We start from the raw sequence: 16,068 nt of genomic DNA on the forward strand, positions 1-16,068 counted from the left end.
TTCGAGGGCTGTGCGACGGTCGGGTGTGGGGTGGGGCTAGTTCGTCGTGACCGACTTCACATCGCGCCGCCCATGCCGCCCATGCCGCCCATGCCGCCGCCCATGCCGCCGCCGCCCGGCGGCATCTCGTCGTCGCCGCCGTCGTCGGAGCCGCCGCCCTTGAGGTCGCCGGCCGCGATGACGTCGTCGATACGGAGAATCATGACGGCCGCTTCCGTCGCGCTCTCGATGGCCTGCGTCTTGACGCGGAGGGGTTCGACGACGCCCTCGTTGTCCATGTCGATGATGTCGCCCGTGTAGGCGTCGAGGCCGGCGCCGAAGTCGCCGCCGTCGTGCTTCGAGCGCAGGTCGACGAGCGAGTCGATGGGGTCGAGCCCGGCGTTCTCCGCGAGCGTGCGCGGGATGATCTCCAGCGCGTCCGCGAACGCCTCGACCGCGAGCTGCTCGCGGCCGCCGACGGAGTCGGCGAAGTCGCGCAGTTCGAGCGCGAGTTCCGCCTCGGGGGCGCCGCCGCCCGGCAGCACCTGGCCGTCGTTGAGCGTCGTGCGGACGACGCCGAGCGAGTCCTCGACCGCGCGCTCGACCTCGTCGACGACGTGCTCGGTGCCGCCGCGGAGCACGAGCGTGACGGACTTGGCGTCCTCGACGTCCTCGACGAAGATGCGCTCGTCGCCGCCGATGTCCTTCTGGCCGACGGAGCCGGCGAAGCCGAGGTCCTCCTCGGTGATGTCGTCGAGGCTGGCGACGACGCGGGCGCCCGTCGAGCGGGCGAGCCGCTTCAGGTCGGAGTCCTTCGTGCGACGGACCGCCAGGATGCCCTCCTGTGCGAGGTAGTGCTGGGCCATGTCGTCGATGCCGTCACCCACGAACACGGCGTCCGCGCCGACGTCCTTCAGCTGGTCGACCATCTGCTGGAGCTGCTTCTCCTCCTGGTCGAGGAACTGCTGGAGCTGGTCGGGGTCGGTGACGTTGACCTCGGCGTCGATCTCGGTCTCCTTCACCTCGAGGGCGCCGTCGTACAGCGCCACGTTGGCGTCCTCGACCATGTACGGCATGTTCTCGTTGACGCGTTCCTTGTCGACGATGACGCCCTCGATGAGCTCCGAGTTACCGATGGAGCCGCCGACGACCGTCTCGACGGAGACGTTGTCGGTGTCGATGGCGCCGTCGTCGTCGCGCACGGCGAGCACGGCGTCGACGACGAGTTCCGCGAGCGTGTCGCGGGCGGACTCGGCGCCCTTGCCCGTCATCGCGGTGGAGGCGATCTTCTCGAGCGTCTCGCGGTCGTCCGCCGAGACGTCGATGGCCTTGTCCTCGAGGGTCTCCTTGGCCTTCTCGGCGGCCTGTCGGTACCCCTGCGCGATGGTCGTCGCGTGGACGTCCGAGTCGAGAAGCTCCTCGGCCTGGTCGAGGAGTTCGCCCGCGATGACGACGGCCGTCGTGGTGCCGTCGCCGACCTCGTCCTCCTGGGTCTCGGACACCTCGACGATCATGTTCGCCGCCGGGTGGTCGATGTCCATCTCCTTCAGGATGGTGACGCCGTCGTTCGTGACGACGACCCCGCCCGAGGAGTCGACGAGCATCTTGTCCATCCCTTTCGGTCCGAGTGTGGTCCGGACGGACTCGGCGACGGCCTTCCCGGCCGTGATGTTCATCGACTGTGCGTCCTTGCCGGACGTACGCTGGCTCTCCTCCGAGAGTACGATCATGGGCTGGTTGCCCATCCGCTGGCGCTGAGACATGACGGCCGGTGATTGTTCTCGGTTCTATAAAAAGTGTCGTTCGTGATTCGGGACGACGCCGCAGGCATCGGGTTCCGTGGTCTTGCCAACGGATAACACGGCAGGTTTTTATACGAATTCCGGCAGCCGTCAGGGAGGCGAGACGGGGGTGAGAGGAGTCTTCCCGGGCTGAAGACCGGGCCAGAAAGCTGACCCCTCCGTCGTCCGAGGCGACAGCCGACGATGCCGGTTCGCGACCACAACTCCGCTCACGAGACAGCCGAGTCGCTCTCGCTCGTCACCGACACGGCCGAGGTAACGGCGGTGGAAGCGGTCGACCACAACCGCATCGAGGAGGTGGCGGAACGGGCCGCGACGCTCCTCGCGAGCGCCGACCGGACCGACCTCGTCGACCGGGACGCGGACGGGAACGCGGAGGTGGACTGGGAGGGCGTGCGCGGCCTGCTCGACGGGACGGACGGCGAGCGGGCGGCGACGCTCTCGACGCTCGCCGACCGGCACGACCGGGCGTTCCCCTCGCTGGTGCGCGTCCGCCTCGACGTGGGGGGCGACTTCTCGTTCGTCCCGGGGCAGTACGCCACGGTCCGGTTCCTCGGGACGCCGCGGCCGTACTCCATCGCGAGTTCGCCGAACGACGACGAGGTGGAACTGTGCATCCGGCGCGTCCCGGGCGGGAAACTCACGAGCGACCTGTTCCGACTGCTCGAAGTCGGCGACGAGGTGACCGTCCGCGGCCCGAACGGCGAGTTCGTCTCGAACGAACCGTCCGAGCGCGACGTGGCGATGCTCGCCACCGGCACCGGCGTCGCCCCCCTACGGAGCATGCTGGAGTACGCCTTCGAGGAGGGCCGCGACAGCTACGGGGGGACCGAGCGCGACTACTGGCTGTTCCTCGGCGCCGCGTGGCGCGACGACCTGGCGTACCGCGACCGCTTCCGGTCGCTCGCCGCCGAACGGGACAACTTCCACTTCGTCCCCACCCTGTCGCGCGAGCGGTTGCTCACGGACTGGGAGGGGGAGACGGAGTACGTCCAGCGCACGTTCGTCGAGTACCTCGACCCGGAGACCGTGAACGACGACGACCTGGGCGAGTTCGCGCAGTACCGCCGGACGGACCCCGCGTACGACGTCGACGACAGCATCGACCCGGCGAACCTGGAGGTGTACGCCTGCGGCGTGACCGCCATGGTGAACGGCATCACCGAGACGGCGCGGGCCGTCGGCGTCCCGGACAGCCACATCGACGGCGAGGGGTTCGGGTAACTCGAGTCGGGACCGTCGAAACGCGACGGCTCGGCAGTCGGTCACGTACGACCGGGTGCACCCGTCGCCGACGGAGTCGGTGGAATCGGCGGTGGGGCGAGTAATCGTCCGCGAGTGCCCGGATTACCGCGTCTCGTCGGCGCTCGGCGGAGCGAGGTCGGGCGAGCCGTGGAGTTCGTTGTGTTTGCGTTCGAGGAAGCTGTAGACGGCCCCGTGGGGCGCGCCGTCGAGTATCATCCCGGCGGCGCGGCGGACGGCGTCCACCTCGTCGGACTGCCCGATGATGCCGAGCGTCGACCCCTTGATGACGACTTCCGCACCCGTGAGTTCCTCCATGAGTTCGCGCGTCCGGCCGTTCTCGCCGATGAGTCGGCCCTTCTGCCGCTGGAGGTCGTTCTTGTTGCGCGTCTCGCTCGCCAGGTCGATGAGGTCGAACCGGCGGAGGTCGTGTTCGAGCAGCGACAGCGCGGACTCGGGCGTGAACCCGCGACCGATGGCCCGGACGATGTCCGGCGCGACCATCCCCGTCACGGGGTCGCCCACGGCGTCGATGGCGACCGACCCTGACTCCGAGTCGATGTCGAGGCGCACGTCGGCGCGCTCCTCGATCTCGCGCATCGTCTCACCCCCCTCCCCGATGAGCGCACCGATGCGGTCCTGCGGAACCTTCACGTGTTGCATGGCTACTACCCGATTCCCGCCGGATACTTTTAAGCGTTCCCTCGGGACTGCTACCCCGTCACAGTCCAGCACGCGGCCGTTCGCGCTCGTCGGCCCGGAGTCGGTACACGCGGGTCGAAGTGGACCTCGGACCGACCGTTCGCCGCTACCGGAACGTCCCTGACGCCGACGTTCTAACGGCCGGGCGTGAACTACATCGGCTGGGCGCTCGTCGCGCTCGTGGGCTACTCCGTCTTCACCCCGCTCGCCAGTCTCGCGACCGACGGGATGCCGAGCAACGTCGTCGCGCTCGGCGCGAACACCATGCTCGCCGCGGCCGCGCTGGGCGTCACGCTCGCCAGAGGTGACGACGTCGTCCGGTACCTCACCGGCGACCACGCGGTGTACGTCCTCGGCGCGGGCGTCGCGCTCTCCGTGGGCATCCTCGCGTACTACCGGGCGCTCTCGTCGGGTCCGGTCAGCGTCGTCACCCCGGTGTACGGGTCGTTCCTCGTGTTCAGCTCCGCGTTGAGCGTCGCGTTCCTCGGCGAGTCACTGTCGGCCACCAAGGCCGTCGGCATCGGGCTGACGATGCTCGGCGTCCTCCTGGTCGCGCGGTAGACGCGCCTCCCGGAGCGTCGTCGCCTCGGCCGGAGCCGGGAGCCGACGGGTGCCACGGCGACCGAGTCCGGCACGGGGGTGGCGACGACCCGCCCGAGGAGCGCGTCGGGGACCGTCCGCTGGACTCCGAGCGAGACGGCGCGGGGCGGAAACGCGCACGTTCGTCGCACCCCCGGTCCGACGACGGTCCCGAGCGGTACCCGTGACCGACCGGTTCTGTCGCGCGGAGAGCGAAGAGGCGCGTTCGGTCGGTGCTACGAGCCGTCGATGCTCACCTCGCTCGACACGTCGGCGGAGACGGGCGAACCGCTCGCGTCGACGGTGACGGTGAGCGCGTCGTCGCCGGCGTAGAGCGTCGCCGTCGCGCGGTACGGCTCCTCGGAGTCGACGTCGCTCTCGGCCGAGAGGTCGTCGAGGAGCGCCCAGAGGACGGTCGTTTCCGGGTCGACGCCGTGGTCGTGGAGGAACGCGACCGTCGTCGGCCGGTCGGCGAGCAGCGACGGGAGGCCGGTCCCGACGAGTTCTCCGCAGCGCTCGCACACCATCGTCACGGGCGGGGTCGGCCCGTCCGTGTCGTCGGCGTCCCACGCGGTCCGGACGCTGTCGGGCGTCGGCCCGACGCACGTCGTCACCGGGCCCGAACAGGTGGGACAGATGCCCCGCCGAGCACGCGACAGGAGGGTACGGAGGTGCGTGTCGACGATAGCCGGGAGGTCGTCCGCCGGACGCCCGGCGAGCAGACCGGGCGGACAGCCGAACTCCGAGGAGACCCTCTCGCAGTCGGGGCACTCCACCCGGACGCGCTCGTCGACGTATCGCAGTCGGAGCGCGCTCCCGCAGTCGGAGCAGTCGCCGCCCGCGGGCACGTCGACGTCCGCGCCCGGCGCGTACGTCCCCTCCAGGAGTGCACCGACGACGCGGATGCCGGCGTACCGGAGCCGGTAGCCGTCGTCGCGCCGTTCGACGAACCGGTCGGTCAGCTTCCGGAGGTGGTAGTTGAAGCGCCCGGAGTCGTCGACGCCGGCCCGTTCGCGGAGCGTCTCGAACGAGACGCCCTCGTCCGGTGCGTCGCGCTGGGCCGCCCACAGTTCCCGGAGGATGCGCAGGCGCGTCCCGTCGCCGAGGAGCGAGAACGCCGCCGCCGGGTCGAAGTCGTCAGCGGTCGGCGCGTCCGGCGGTCCGTCGCCGTCGGAGGCGGGGGTAGAGGGGTCGTCGGTCACGGGGGTGACACGGGCGTCGAGGGATTTGGAGGTGTCGGCGACTCGGTCGGTGACGACCCGCAGGCCGCGTACGCGCCGCCTACTCCTCCAAGTCCGCCGACGGCTCCGGCTCCGGCTGTGTGACGTACTCGCGGAGTTGGTCGGCGGTCACGTCCATCCCCTGCCGGGAGAAGAAGGAGGCGACGTTCCGGCAGTCCCGGTCGAGGAACTCCCCGGCGTTCGGGTGGTGGACGGTGACCGCCTGTCCGAGGTCGATGACGAACAGTTCCCCCTCGTGGATGATGAGGTTGTACTCCGAGAGGTCGCCGTGAATCAGCCCGGCCGAGTAGAGCCGGCGCATGTACTCGCTGACCACGTCGTACGCTGTCTCGGGGTTCTCGACGGTCACCTCCGCGAGGCGGCGCGCCCGGTCGTCGGCGTGTCCGACGAGGTCCATCACGAGGACGTTCCGCTGGACGGCGATGGGTTCGGGGACGCGCACGCCCGCCCGCTTCGCGCGCCGGAGGGTGGCGAACTCCTTGCGGACCCACGCGAGCACCACCTCCTTCTTGTCGCTGCCGATGCCCTCGAACCGGGGGTCGCCCTCGAGGTAGTCGCGCATCTGCCGGAAGTTCGAGGTGTTGATGCGGTACACCTTCACCGCGATCTCGCGCTCCTCGGGCGCGAGCGCCTCGTAGACGTTCGCCTCCTTCCCGGTGGAGATGGGCCCGCCGAACGCGGCGATGTGGCCGTCCTGCACCAGTTTGTAGAGGGCAGCGAGCGTCGCGTCGTCGAACACCGCCGCCTCGACTTTGAACTGCTCGGTGTTCTTGATGCGCTTGCGGAACTCGTTGAACGCCTCGTCCTGCCGCCGGGCGATGCGGTCGGACTCGTCGTCCGAGACGTCCAGTTCCTCCCACTCGTCGCCGGGCGCGTCGGCCTCCTCCTGGTCGACGAACCCGAACTCCTCTGTCATTCGCTCTCCCCTACGGGGGCGGCGGTGAAAAGGCTGCCACACGCCGCCCGCCCCCGCGGAGTCCGCGTCGTCGGCGTCACCTGAGGTAGCCGCCGTCTCGGAGCCTGTCGGCCTCGGCGGCCTCGTACCGCCACGTCACGTCCGCCTTCTCGTCCTGCCAGTCCCACGGTTCGACGAGCACCACGTCGCCCTCACGTATCCAGACCCGTTTCTGCATCCGACCGGGGATGCGGGCCGTCCGCTCGGTGCCGTCCACGCACCTGACCTGCACGCGGTTCGCGCCGAGCATCTCCGTCACCTCCGCGAACAACTCGTCCTCCTCGGGCATCCGGAGGTCCGCCTCGACCGCTGAGTCGTTCTCGCTCATACCCGGGGATTCGACGCGGACGAGTTAAATTCCGCGGCGAGCGCCCGCCGCGCCGCGGGACCGTGGCCGTTTTCACCCGTCGGCGGGACGGCCGAGACGTGCTCGACAAACTCGGAGCCGCCGGCGTCGGGGGCGTCCTCGTCCTGCTCGTGGGACTGGGGCTCGTCGCCTACACCGCGCCGGTCGTCGCGGTCGGAATGGCGCTCGTGCTCGTCGGTCTCCTGCTGGTCGTGAAGGGGCTGGCGACGAACCTGATGCGGCAGTTCGGCTTCGCCTGAACCGACGCGCGTACCGACGGAAAAGCGTGTCGCGAGCGGTCGGAACGGGCTACTCGGCCGCCTCTAGCACCGCGCGGCCGGGCGCGATGAGTCGGTCGAGGTAGTCCGCGAGCGCCCCCTTCGCGTCCGCCGGGTGGAGGTCGCCCGACTCCAGGTCGGCCGCCAAGGCCTCGTAGTCGTCGTACTCCAGGTCGCCGCCGTACTGCTCGGGACGCTCGACGACGACCGTCTCGAACCGGGGGAACACGTGGTGCTGGAAGATCTCGAGCACGGGGTTCTCCCGCTCGTTGCCCTCCCCGTCGGGGTCGGGGTCGCGCGTCGGCGGACAGTACGCCGCGTTCACCTTCTCTTCGATGTCGGCCGTCGAGTCCTCCATCGAGAGCGCGACGCCCGAGGAGGACGACATCTTCCCGACCCCGGTCGTGAGGTCGGCGATGATGGGCGTGTGGAGACACGGCCGGGCGTCGTACTCGTGGTCGGACTCGCCGTCGTCGATGCCGGGGACGACCTCGCGGTGGAGCATGTGGACCTTCCGCTGGTCCATCCCGCCGACCGCCAGGTCGAGGTCGAGGTAGACGATGTCGAGCGCCTGCATCAGCGGGTAGACGACGTGACTCACCTTCGCGGTGTCGCCGCCCTGTATCTCCGCCATCGCCCGCCGGGCGCGGTTGAGCGTGGTCGACAGTTCGAGTTCGTGCAGGTCGAGCACGTACGGCTCGTCGAGTTGGAACTCCGAGCCGAGGACGAACTCGGTGTCCGCCTCCGAGAGGCCGTACGCGACGAACTGCCGTTTCATCCGCTCGGCCGTCTCGCGGATCTCCGCGAACGTCCCCTTGTCGTTGAGGTAGGCGTGGACGTCCGCGAGCAGGACGACCACCTCGAACCCCACTTCCTGGAGGTCGATCAGCTTGTTCGCCGTCAGCATATGCCCGATGTGGAGGACGCCCGACGGCTCGTACCCGACGTACACTCGCTTGCCCTCGGGGTGTTCGGCCAGCGCGCGTACCTCCTCCTCGGTGACCACCTCGGAGGCGTTCCGGGTGATCCGCTCGTAGGCGCCCATACTCGGAGATTCCGCGTGCGCCGATTACGTCTTTCGGATGTGTGTCACCGGTTCGAACGCGCCCCGCCGGCCGACGGGGTAGTTGGCGGCTATCGCGGCCGGATCGCCGCGTATCGGGCCCGTACTAATGATCCCGGCCGTCCTCGGCGGGAGCGTCCGATGTCCTCCGCAAACACCGAAGTCGGCCGCGGGCGCACCGAACGCACCCTCACGCCCTACTTCTCCGCCCCGTCGCTGGGAACGCTCGTCCACACGCCCGCGCGGCTGGTTCGGGCACTCGCGTTCTGGCTCGCCGTCGCGATGGCGCCGGCACACCTCGCGCTGCTGTTCTCGGGACCGGTCGCCGTCGCCGACCTGCCGCTGGTCGCGGCGCTGGTGTGCGGGAACGTCCTCACGCTCGTCGCCGGGCACGGCTACGGGGCGGACGTGGCTTCGGTCGACCGCGACTGACTCCCGTGTCGCCTCGTACGACCCCGTGGTGTCGAATCACACGGGAACGAAACGCTTTGGCCGGCACGGCGGGTAACCACCGGCCGATGCCATTCCCGAACGCGCCGGGGAAACACGAGTGGGAGGCGCTCGTGACGCCCGAGAAGAGTGCAGAGTACGGGGGGGTGGAGACCGCGGACGCACCGGAGGCGGTCGTCCTCTGTTACAGCCGCGACCTGATGTCGTACCTCACCGACGCGCACTCCGGGGAGGCGGTCGACGGTTACTACGGCGACCTCTACCGATTCGACGACACCGACGGACGGGTCGGCGCCCACGGGAACTTCGGCATCGGGGCGCCGGTGACGGCGATGGTGATGGACGACCTGATCGCGGCGGGCGTCGGGACGTTCCTCTCGGTCGGGTTCGCGGGCTGCCTCGACGACGGCGTCCGGATGGGCGAGTTCGTCATCCCCGACCGTGCGCTCCGTGACGAGGGCACCTCACACCACTACGTCGAACCGGCGCGGTACGCACGGCCGGACGGGTCGCTCCTCGCCGCGACGCGACGGCTTCTCCCGGACGAGGACGATCCGATCCACGTCGGGCCGACGTGGACCATCGACGCGGTCTACCGGGAGACGGCGCGTGAAGTCGAGCGGTACGCCGACGAGGGCGTACTCACCGTCGAGATGGAGGCGTCCGCGGTGTTCGCCGTCGCCGCCCGCCGCGGGGTGGAGGCGGCGGCGGCGCTCGTCGTGAGCGACTACCTCGGACCCGCCGACTGGGAGCCGAAGTTCGACGCGGCGCGGGAGGACCTCCACCGACTCGGCGACGCGGCCAAACGCGTACTCGACGGATACGTCGGGTGAGCGGACGGACGGCCCCGGCAGTTCCGCGGCGAAGGACGATTTCAGTCGGCGGCTACTCGGGTTCCTCGCGTCACTCCAACCGGTCGAGCACCGCGTCGGGGTCGTACGCCAGCGTGAGCGACCGCGAGCGCCCCCGCCCGTCCACCTCGGCGTACTCCGTCTCGATGATGCCGAGTTGGTCGAGTTTGTTGATGATCTCCGAGTAGCGCGTGTAGCCGAGGCCGGTCCGGTCGTGGAACGCTTCGTACACCGCGCCGGCCTGCTCGCCGTCGTTGTCGGCGATGACCCCCACGAGCGCCCGCTCGGAGTCGGAGAGGCCGCGGAGGCTCCGCGAGAGGTGGACGTACTTCGACTTGTCGTACGCCGACTCGACGTCCTCCAGCGAGACGGTCCGGGAGGCGCGCATCTCGGCGTTGAGCCCCGCGCGCCGGAGCAGGTCGATGCCGACCCGGAGGTCGCCCGACTCCGCGGTGAGTTCCGCAACCCGGTCGAGTTCGGCGTCGCCGAGCACGCCGTCGTGGAAGCCGCGTTTCGCCCGTTCGCGGAGGATGTCGACTATCTCGTCGACGTCGTACACCGGGAAGTACACCTCCTCGGGGCGGAACACCGACTGGACGCGCGAGTCGAGGCCGTCGATCACGTCGAGCGACAGGTCCGAGGAGACGCAGATGACGCCGATCTTCGCGCCCGAGTGGGCCTCGTGAGCGCGCAGCAGCGAGTAGAGCGTGTCCGACGCCTCGTTCTCGTAGAACAGGTAGTTGACGTCGTCCAGCGCGACCACGAGCACGTCGTCGGCCTCGACGAGGCGGTCGGCGATCTGGCCGAACAGTTTCTTGAACGAGATGCCCGACGACGGGGGTTCGTAGTCGAACAGTCCCTCGAAGATGCGCGAGAAGACGGCGTAGCGCGTCGAGTCCACCTGGCAGTTGACGCGGACCGTCCGCACGTCCGTCTGCGTCCGGAGTTCCGAGAACAGCTTCTGGACCGCCGTGGTCTTCCCGGTTCCGGGGGGTCCCCTGACGACCGTGTTGAGCGGCCGCGAGCCGCGGACCGCGGGACGGAGCGCGTACTTCAGCGACTCCAGTTGCGTCTCGCGGTGACGGAACGTCTCGGGGACGTAGTCGATCTCGAAGACGTGCTCGTCGCGGAAGACCGACTCGTCCCACGACAACATTCCGTCCTCGTCACCGGGCATCGTACGTGAGAGGTGTCGCGTGCGCACACTTAACGGTTCCCCGGAGCCGGAGCGGAACTGAAAGTGGTCGGTATCCGGCCCGTTCTCCGGGTTCGCTCCCGGTCCAGTTTCAGTTTCGGACCGGTCGCGCGGACCGGGTCGATGTGGGCCAGTCGCTCAGAACTTCTCCAGCAACCCCTCGTAGAAGCCGGCGTCCCCCCCACCGCTCCCGGCGGCGGCGTTCGGTGCCGCGTCGTCGCCCGCCTCGCGTGCCAGTTTCTCCACGATGAGTTCGGGCGTCGAGCGCGCGAGGTGCCCCTTCCGCGGCGAGCGGTTCACCACCAGTTCGCCGTCCTCGAGTCCGACCGCCTCGATGCCGTCGACGGCCGCGTCGAACGACGCCGCCTCGCGTATCTGCCGGGCGAGGTGCGAGACGAACACCGCCGTCGCCCCCTGCGCGTCAAGCGCCTCCAGTATCCCCGCGATTATCTTCGCCGACGCGCCGGGTTCGGTTATCGACTCCAGTTCGTCCACGAGTACCAGTCGGCCGGCCGCGCCGTCCACCAACTCGCCGAAGTCGCGCAGCGTCGACTCGAACGCGCCGGCGTCGAGCGTCCCCTGCGACTTGGCGTAGTAGTGGAGTTCCGAGAAGCGCCGCAGGCGGAGCGACTCGGCCGGGACGGGCAGCCCCATGTGCGCGAGCGTGACGACGAGCGCCACGAGGTCGAGCGTCGACGTCTTCCCGCCGGAGTTGACCCCCGAGAGGAGCGTCACGCCCGTCACCTCGTAGTCGACCGGGTCGACGTCGGCGAACGCCACGTCGAGCAGCGGCGAGCGTCCCCCCTCGACGGCGAACCCCGTCTCGGCGGCGTCCGCGTCGTCGACGAACGCCGGCATCGTGCAGTCGAAGTCGCGGGCGAACCGCGCGACCGCCAGTTCCACGTCGAGTTCGAGCGCGTCGCGGACCAGTTCGTGGACGTCCTCGTGGAGCGCCCCCAGGTCCGACGCGAGGTCCGACTTGAGCGTCGCCGCGCGGCGGTCGCGGCCGGCCTTGAGTTCGGTTCGGAGCCGCGAGACGGGTTCGTCGTTCCGCTCGACCGGGAACGAGGGGTCGCCCGCGAAGGCTCGCTCGGTGAACTCCGCCTCGTTCTCGGAGAGCGCGAGCGCGTCGGCCATGTGCGCGCGGGCCTCCCGAATCGCCTCGTCGTACTCGTCGGCGAGTTCCCGCGAGAGCAACGAGTCGACCCGGGCGCCCTGTTCGACCAGCGAGAGGAAGTCGCGCCCCTCGATGGTCACGTCCCGCTCCGCGATGGCGTCGCGCAGGCGGTCGTTCGCGACCGACTCGGCGGTCGCCGCCGCGGCGTCCAGGTCGTCGACCGCGGCCGTCAGCCGGTCGAGTTCGTCGTCGCCAGACACGGTCCCGTCGTCGTCGACCCGCGAGAGCGCGTCGCGCAGTGCGTCGAGGTCGCAGACGGACTCCATCCCGGCCGCCTCGTGGACGTCCGCTGCCGCGTGCAGGCGCTCGCGGTTCGCCGCGAAGAAGGAGAGCAGGCGCTCGGGGACCACCTCCGCGGGGTGGTCCTCGGCGTCGGGGAGCACCCGAACGTCCCCCTCCACGTCGATGCCGGCGAACTCCTCGTCGAGGGCGACGACCGTCGAGTACGACCGCGCGAGTTCCGCCAGCCCGCGGCGGTCCTCGACGACTTCGACCGAGAGTTCGGGGAACGCCGCCTCCGCCTCGGCGTACCGCTCGGCGTCGGCGGTGGCGACCGCCCGCTCGCGCACCCGGAGGCCGCGCGGTTCGGCGAGCGGTTCGACGCCGTCGAGCGCCGCCAGCGTCGCCTCGTCCGGGTCGCGCTCCGCCGCCTCGGCGGCCCACTCGCGCACCTCCTCGACGCGCGAGGCGGTCCGACTCGGGTACAGCGTCTCCAGCCGTTTCGCCGCGTAGTCGGTGACGGTGCGCGTCTGGAGGAGGCCGAGCGCGTCCGCGTACAGTTCGCGCGCCCGGTCGGTGGCCGCCCAGCCCCCGGGGTCGTCGTGCCGCCGGCGGATGGCGCCGCGGGCGATGGCGGCCGCTCGCCCCTCCGAGAGCCCCTCCGCCCGCGCGAGCGTCGCCACGTCCCCCCGGCGGAGCGCCGCCTCCGCCCCGTCGAGGTCGGCGAGCGCGGCGGCCGTCTTCTCGCCGACGCCCGGAACCGACGTGAACTCCATTCACCACCGCGTTCGCCGCCGGAGCAAAAAACGTTCCCGCACCGCACACCGGGGACCCGGTGCTGTCGGTCGGTGGCGAACGGTGAGAGCACCGAGGTGAGAGAGGCGGCGAGACTGCCCGCGTCCGGAGCCGGGGGACGGCTCAGCTAAGCCCGTACGGAGCGACTACTCCGGTGATGAGCGCTGGACGAATCACCCTGTACGTCGCGTCGAGCGTCGACGGGTTCGTCGCCGCGGCAGACGGGGGCGTGGCGTGGCTCGACGAGTACCAGGCGGAGACCGACGACGGCGCGACAGCGGGGAGCTACGAGGAGTTCTTCGCCGGCGTCGACTGCCTCGTGATGGGGTCGACGACGTACGAGCAGGTGCTCGGGTTCGGCGAGTGGCCGTACGAGCGGAGACCGACGTACGTCCTCACCGGACGGGACCTGCCGCTCGCAACGGAGGCGGTGGAACTGGTCGACGACGACGTGGCGAGCCTCGCCGGACGACTCAGAGCCGAGTACGACCACGTCTGGCTCGTCGGCGGCGCGCGGGTCGCGCAGTCGTTCCTGCGCGCGGGCGAAGTGGACGAACTCCGACTCAGCCTCGTGCCCGTCCTGCTCGGGAGCGGAATCCCGTTGTTCGGCGACGAGGACGAGACGCACGACCTGAGCCTGCTCGACACCACTCCCCACGCGAGCGGCGTCGTCGAACTCCGCTACGACGTGGGGGAGTGACGGCCCGCCGGCCGGGCGTGTCGAGGGCCAGACAGGGCCTCGACGGCGAAAGCGTCGACACGCCGCGTCGGTTCCCCGAGCGCGGGGCTTTTGCACCGGCGCGACGAGGCAGGCGTATGGACGAAGACGTAGCAGCGAAGGCGGCGGCCGCGCGCGAGTCGCTGGCCGAGCGCGACGGCGTCCTCGTCGCGTTCTCCGGGGGCGTGGACTCGAGCGTCGTCGCGGCGCTCGCGCACGACGCGCTGGGCGACGACGCGGTGGCCTGCACGGCCCGAAGCGAGACGCTCCCCGCGGAGGAACTCGACGACGCCGAGCGGGTCGCAGCCGACATCGGCATCCGGCACGAACTCGTCACGTTCTCGGAACTCGACGACCCCGACTTCGTGGCGAACGACGACGACCGGTGTTACCACTGCCGGACGATGCGGCTCTCCCGGATGTACGACGCCGCCAGGGAACGCGGTATCTCGACGGTCTGTGACGGGACGAACGCCTCCGACCCCGGCGAGGGGCACCGACCGGGCCTGCAGGCCGTCGAGGAGTTGAACGTCTACTCGCCGCTACTCGACGCGGGCATCACGAAGGCGGAGGTGCGCGAAATCGCCGCCGACTACGGGCTGGACGTGGCGGACAAGCCCTCGATGGCGTGTCTCTCCTCGCGCATCCCGACCGGGCTAGAGGTCACCGAGGAGCGGCTGACGCGCATCGAGAAGGCCGAGCGCCTCCTCCGGACGTGGGGGTTCTCGCAGTTCCGCGTGCGCGACCACGACGGCCTCGCGCGCATCGAGGTGGGCGCGGACGAACTCGAGGCGGCGCTGAATCCCGACTTCGCCGCGGCCGCGCGCGACCACCTGACCGACCTGGGGTTCGACCACGTCACGCTCGACCTGTCGGGCTACCGGACCGGGAGCGTCTCGCCCGCCGAGGAGGCCGACGGGTCCGCGGGCGCTGACGGCGACGCGCCGACCGACGCGGCCGGGACGGCGGACGCCGAGGACGTGCTCTCGCGGGAGTACCCGTCCAACGGCTGACTCACCGACTCGCACTCCGACGAACTCTAGCCGAACCGACGGTCCGACTCTCGACCCGACAGTCCCCGGTCGGCGCTCCTCAGTTTCCGGTCCAGCGCAACAGCGCGAGCGTCGCCTCGAACAGGACTATCATCGTGGCCGCGACGATGATGGACGCGAACCCCGTCGGGTCGGCGGCGATGAACGTGAACGCCAGCCCGAGGAACGCCCCCCAGAACAGCAGCCGCCGCTCCTCCATCCACCGCCGGGAGACGACGTTCATCATGATGGCGAGTTGCATGAACAGCGGTATCTGGAACACGATGGCGAAGTAACCCATCATGAGCAGGATGAGGTTGAACGTGTCGCTCAGTCCGAACGCGAGCATCGCCGTGTCCTTGGTGTAGCCGATGAAGTAGTCGAAGACGAACGGCAGGACGGCGACGTGCGCGAACGCGGCCCCGACGACCCCGAGGATGAAACTCGTCGGGATGGCGGCGAGGTAGTACCGGCGCTCGTTGGGGTACAGCCCCGGGCGCATGAACAGGTACGACTCGTAGACGAACACCGGGAGGCCGACGAGCAGACCCGCCAGCCCCGCGACCTTCAGTTTCGTGAGGACGAACTCCAGCGGGCCGTACACGTGGGGTTTGTACTGCTGGAAGTCGACGTGGGCGTCCCAGAAGAACCGGATTATCTCCGCGGCGCTCGGCACCGACGGCGACACGGACCCGACGAACAGCACGGCCAGCGAGACGACCGCGCCGACCGCGAACACGACGCTCAGCCGGCGCATCATCTCCTCGATGTGTTCGGTCAGCGGCATCTCCTGGTCGGAGTCCGGCCCGTCGCCGCCGATGGCGTCGAACCCCTCGTTGACCGTGCTCATCCCCTTCTCCGCGGCGGTCATCGCCGTCTCTTCGATGCCGCCGTCGCCCGTGGCCGTCCGGTCGTCGGCGGTGTCGGTCGGGTCGGAGGGGTCGGTCGACGCCGACCCCTCCGCGGCGGTCGGGTCGGGGATGGAGGACGTCTCCTCGCGGCCGTCGAGTCCGTCGCCGTCGTCCGCCCCCGTCTCGCCGTCGGGCGTCTCGCTCGCGTACGGGCTCCGTCGGTCGACGCTCGACGGCGTCCGGTCGCCGTCCTCGTCCTCCGTCGCGTCGGAGTCACTCTCCTCGGGCGGGTCCGGAGACGTCTCCGTCGCGTCTGGCGTCTCGTCCCGCTCGGTTCCCGCGTCGGGGTCGGTCCGCTCCTCGCCGGCGTCCGCCGCTCGTCGGCGGCGTCCGCCCCTCTCCGGGCGGGTCGCTCTCGGGGGTCCCGTTCGGGTCGGTCGACGGCGCGTCGGCCTCCGCCTCGTCCCCGGCCGACTCGGTCCCCTCGGCCCCGTCGGTGCCGTCGCTGGGCGTCGGCTCCTCGGGCGGGTCCGAGTCGTCGCTCATCTACCCGTCCTACACCTCCCGGTCGTTATAGGCCTTTTCCGATGAGCC

Annotated in this window: 16 protein-coding genes and 1 pseudogene; 7 read left to right on the plus strand and 10 right to left on the minus strand. The window is 70.3% G+C overall.

From position 1 onward, the window contains the following. Positions 1-56: 56 nt before the first annotated feature. Entirely contained in the window at positions 57-1,709 is a 1,653-nt protein-coding gene (gene thsA / locus AC6RUA_RS08250) for a thermosome subunit alpha (protein WP_499815423.1), read from the minus strand. Between the two features lie 255 nt (positions 1,710-1,964). Here thsA and AC6RUA_RS08255 point away from each other — a divergent pair, with 255 nt between their 5' ends. Then, on the plus strand, positions 1,965-3,005 hold the full coding sequence (locus AC6RUA_RS08255; protein ID WP_499812555.1) for a ferredoxin--NADP reductase: 1,041 nt from the start codon (positions 1,965-1,967) through the stop codon (positions 3,003-3,005). A 123-nt stretch (positions 3,006-3,128) separates the two neighbouring features. Here AC6RUA_RS08255 and AC6RUA_RS08260 read toward each other — a convergent pair whose 3' ends face one another. After that, on the minus strand, positions 3,129-3,686 hold the full coding sequence (locus tag AC6RUA_RS08260; RefSeq protein ID WP_499812556.1) for a KH domain-containing protein: 558 nt from the start codon (positions 3,684-3,686) through the stop codon (positions 3,129-3,131). 186 nt (positions 3,687-3,872) lie between these two features. Between AC6RUA_RS08260 and AC6RUA_RS08265 the strand changes: the two genes are divergently transcribed. Then, a complete protein-coding gene (locus AC6RUA_RS08265; protein ID WP_499812557.1) occupies positions 3,873-4,286 on the plus strand; it encodes an EamA family transporter in 414 nt (137 codons plus the stop codon). Positions 4,287-4,540: 254 nt separating this feature from the next. On the opposite strand, the gene AC6RUA_RS08270 is transcribed toward AC6RUA_RS08265, so the two are convergent. The 3 genes from AC6RUA_RS08270 to eif1A form a co-directional block, all read right to left on the minus strand. Beyond that, a complete protein-coding gene (locus tag AC6RUA_RS08270; RefSeq protein ID WP_499812558.1) occupies positions 4,541-5,506 on the minus strand; it encodes an ArsR/SmtB family transcription factor in 966 nt (321 codons plus the stop codon). Between the two features lie 79 nt (positions 5,507-5,585). Beyond that, positions 5,586-6,461, minus strand: a complete 876-nt coding sequence (gene rio1, locus AC6RUA_RS08275) for a serine/threonine-protein kinase Rio1 (protein ID WP_499812559.1) — start codon at positions 6,459-6,461, stop codon at positions 5,586-5,588. 76 nt (positions 6,462-6,537) lie between these two features. After that, positions 6,538-6,828 (minus strand): translation initiation factor eIF-1A, encoded by a 291-nt coding sequence (gene eif1A, locus AC6RUA_RS08280; RefSeq protein ID WP_499812560.1) that lies wholly within the window; start codon positions 6,826-6,828, stop codon positions 6,538-6,540. Between the two features lie 98 nt (positions 6,829-6,926). Here eif1A and AC6RUA_RS08285 point away from each other — a divergent pair, with 98 nt between their 5' ends. Then, on the plus strand, positions 6,927-7,106 hold the full coding sequence (locus AC6RUA_RS08285) for a DUF7470 family protein (RefSeq protein ID WP_499812561.1): 180 nt from the start codon (positions 6,927-6,929) through the stop codon (positions 7,104-7,106). Between the two features lie 49 nt (positions 7,107-7,155). Here AC6RUA_RS08285 and AC6RUA_RS08290 read toward each other — a convergent pair whose 3' ends face one another. After that, positions 7,156-8,169, minus strand: a complete 1,014-nt coding sequence (locus AC6RUA_RS08290) for a tyrosine--tRNA ligase (RefSeq protein WP_499812562.1) — start codon at positions 8,167-8,169, stop codon at positions 7,156-7,158. Positions 8,170-8,328: 159 nt separating this feature from the next. On the opposite strand from AC6RUA_RS08290, the gene AC6RUA_RS08295 reads away from it, so the two are divergent. Beyond that, positions 8,329-8,619, plus strand: coding sequence for a DUF8028 family protein (locus AC6RUA_RS08295; RefSeq protein ID WP_499812563.1), 291 nt, complete (start codon positions 8,329-8,331; stop codon positions 8,617-8,619). Between the two features lie 86 nt (positions 8,620-8,705). Then, complete coding sequence (locus tag AC6RUA_RS08300) at positions 8,706-9,470, plus strand: nucleoside phosphorylase (protein WP_499812564.1); 765 nt, start codon at positions 8,706-8,708, stop codon at positions 9,468-9,470. Between the two features lie 70 nt (positions 9,471-9,540). On the opposite strand, the gene AC6RUA_RS08305 is transcribed toward AC6RUA_RS08300, so the two are convergent. Continuing rightward, positions 9,541-10,665: an ORC1-type DNA replication protein gene (locus AC6RUA_RS08305; RefSeq protein WP_499812565.1), complete on the minus strand. Its 1,125-nt coding sequence runs from the start codon at positions 10,663-10,665 to the stop codon at positions 9,541-9,543. Positions 10,666-10,821: 156 nt separating this feature from the next. Then, positions 10,822-12,855, minus strand: coding sequence for a P-loop NTPase family protein (locus AC6RUA_RS08310; RefSeq protein WP_499812566.1), 2,034 nt, complete (start codon positions 12,853-12,855; stop codon positions 10,822-10,824). 176 nt (positions 12,856-13,031) lie between these two features. Between AC6RUA_RS08310 and AC6RUA_RS08315 the strand changes: the two genes are divergently transcribed. Both AC6RUA_RS08315 and larE read left to right on the plus strand, forming a co-directional pair. After that, positions 13,032-13,574, plus strand: a complete 543-nt coding sequence (locus AC6RUA_RS08315; RefSeq protein ID WP_499812567.1) for a dihydrofolate reductase family protein — start codon at positions 13,032-13,034, stop codon at positions 13,572-13,574. Between the two features lie 116 nt (positions 13,575-13,690). Further along, the gene (larE, locus tag AC6RUA_RS08320; RefSeq protein WP_499812568.1) at positions 13,691-14,605 is read left to right on the plus strand and encodes an ATP-dependent sacrificial sulfur transferase LarE; all 915 of its coding nucleotides are present in this window, start codon (positions 13,691-13,693) and stop codon (positions 14,603-14,605) included. Positions 14,606-14,684: 79 nt separating this feature from the next. Here larE and tatC read toward each other — a convergent pair. Together tatC and AC6RUA_RS08330 are read right to left on the minus strand one after the other, a co-directional pair. Next, positions 14,685-15,443, minus strand: a pseudogene (tatC, locus tag AC6RUA_RS08325) (twin-arginine translocase subunit TatC); the annotation flags it as partial. 304 nt (positions 15,444-15,747) lie between these two features. After that, positions 15,748-16,020 carry a hypothetical protein gene (locus AC6RUA_RS08330; protein WP_499812569.1) on the minus strand — a complete coding sequence of 91 codons (273 nt, stop codon included), beginning with the start codon at positions 16,018-16,020 and terminating at the stop codon, positions 15,748-15,750. Positions 16,021-16,068 lie beyond the last annotated feature (48 nt).

The organism is Halorarum sp. SLYT50, assembly GCF_059821265.1.

Bases quoted from the DNA above. Each gene is read 5' to 3' on its own strand.
- thsA (WP_499815423.1), bottom strand. From the start codon at position 1,709: ATGATCGTACTCTCGGAGGAGAGCCAGCGTACGTCCGGCAAGGACGCA.
- AC6RUA_RS08255 (WP_499812555.1), top strand. From the start codon at position 1,965: ATGCCGGTTCGCGACCACAACTCCGCTCACGAGACAGCCGAGTCGCTC.
- AC6RUA_RS08260 (WP_499812556.1), bottom strand. From the start codon at position 3,686: ATGCAACACGTGAAGGTTCCGCAGGACCGCATCGGTGCGCTCATCGGG.
- rio1 (WP_499812559.1), bottom strand. From the start codon at position 6,461: ATGACAGAGGAGTTCGGGTTCGTCGACCAGGAGGAGGCCGACGCGCCC.
- eif1A (WP_499812560.1), bottom strand. From the start codon at position 6,828: ATGAGCGAGAACGACTCAGCGGTCGAGGCGGACCTCCGGATGCCCGAG.
- AC6RUA_RS08290 (WP_499812562.1), bottom strand. From the start codon at position 8,169: ATGGGCGCCTACGAGCGGATCACCCGGAACGCCTCCGAGGTGGTCACC.
- AC6RUA_RS08295 (WP_499812563.1), top strand. From the start codon at position 8,329: ATGTCCTCCGCAAACACCGAAGTCGGCCGCGGGCGCACCGAACGCACC.
- AC6RUA_RS08300 (WP_499812564.1), top strand. From the start codon at position 8,706: ATGCCATTCCCGAACGCGCCGGGGAAACACGAGTGGGAGGCGCTCGTG.
- AC6RUA_RS08305 (WP_499812565.1), bottom strand. From the start codon at position 10,665: ATGCCCGGTGACGAGGACGGAATGTTGTCGTGGGACGAGTCGGTCTTC.
- AC6RUA_RS08310 (WP_499812566.1), bottom strand. From the start codon at position 12,855: ATGGAGTTCACGTCGGTTCCGGGCGTCGGCGAGAAGACGGCCGCCGCG.
- AC6RUA_RS08315 (WP_499812567.1), top strand. From the start codon at position 13,032: ATGAGCGCTGGACGAATCACCCTGTACGTCGCGTCGAGCGTCGACGGG.
- larE (WP_499812568.1), top strand. From the start codon at position 13,691: ATGGACGAAGACGTAGCAGCGAAGGCGGCGGCCGCGCGCGAGTCGCTG.
- AC6RUA_RS08330 (WP_499812569.1), bottom strand. From the start codon at position 16,020: ATGAGCGACGACTCGGACCCGCCCGAGGAGCCGACGCCCAGCGACGGC.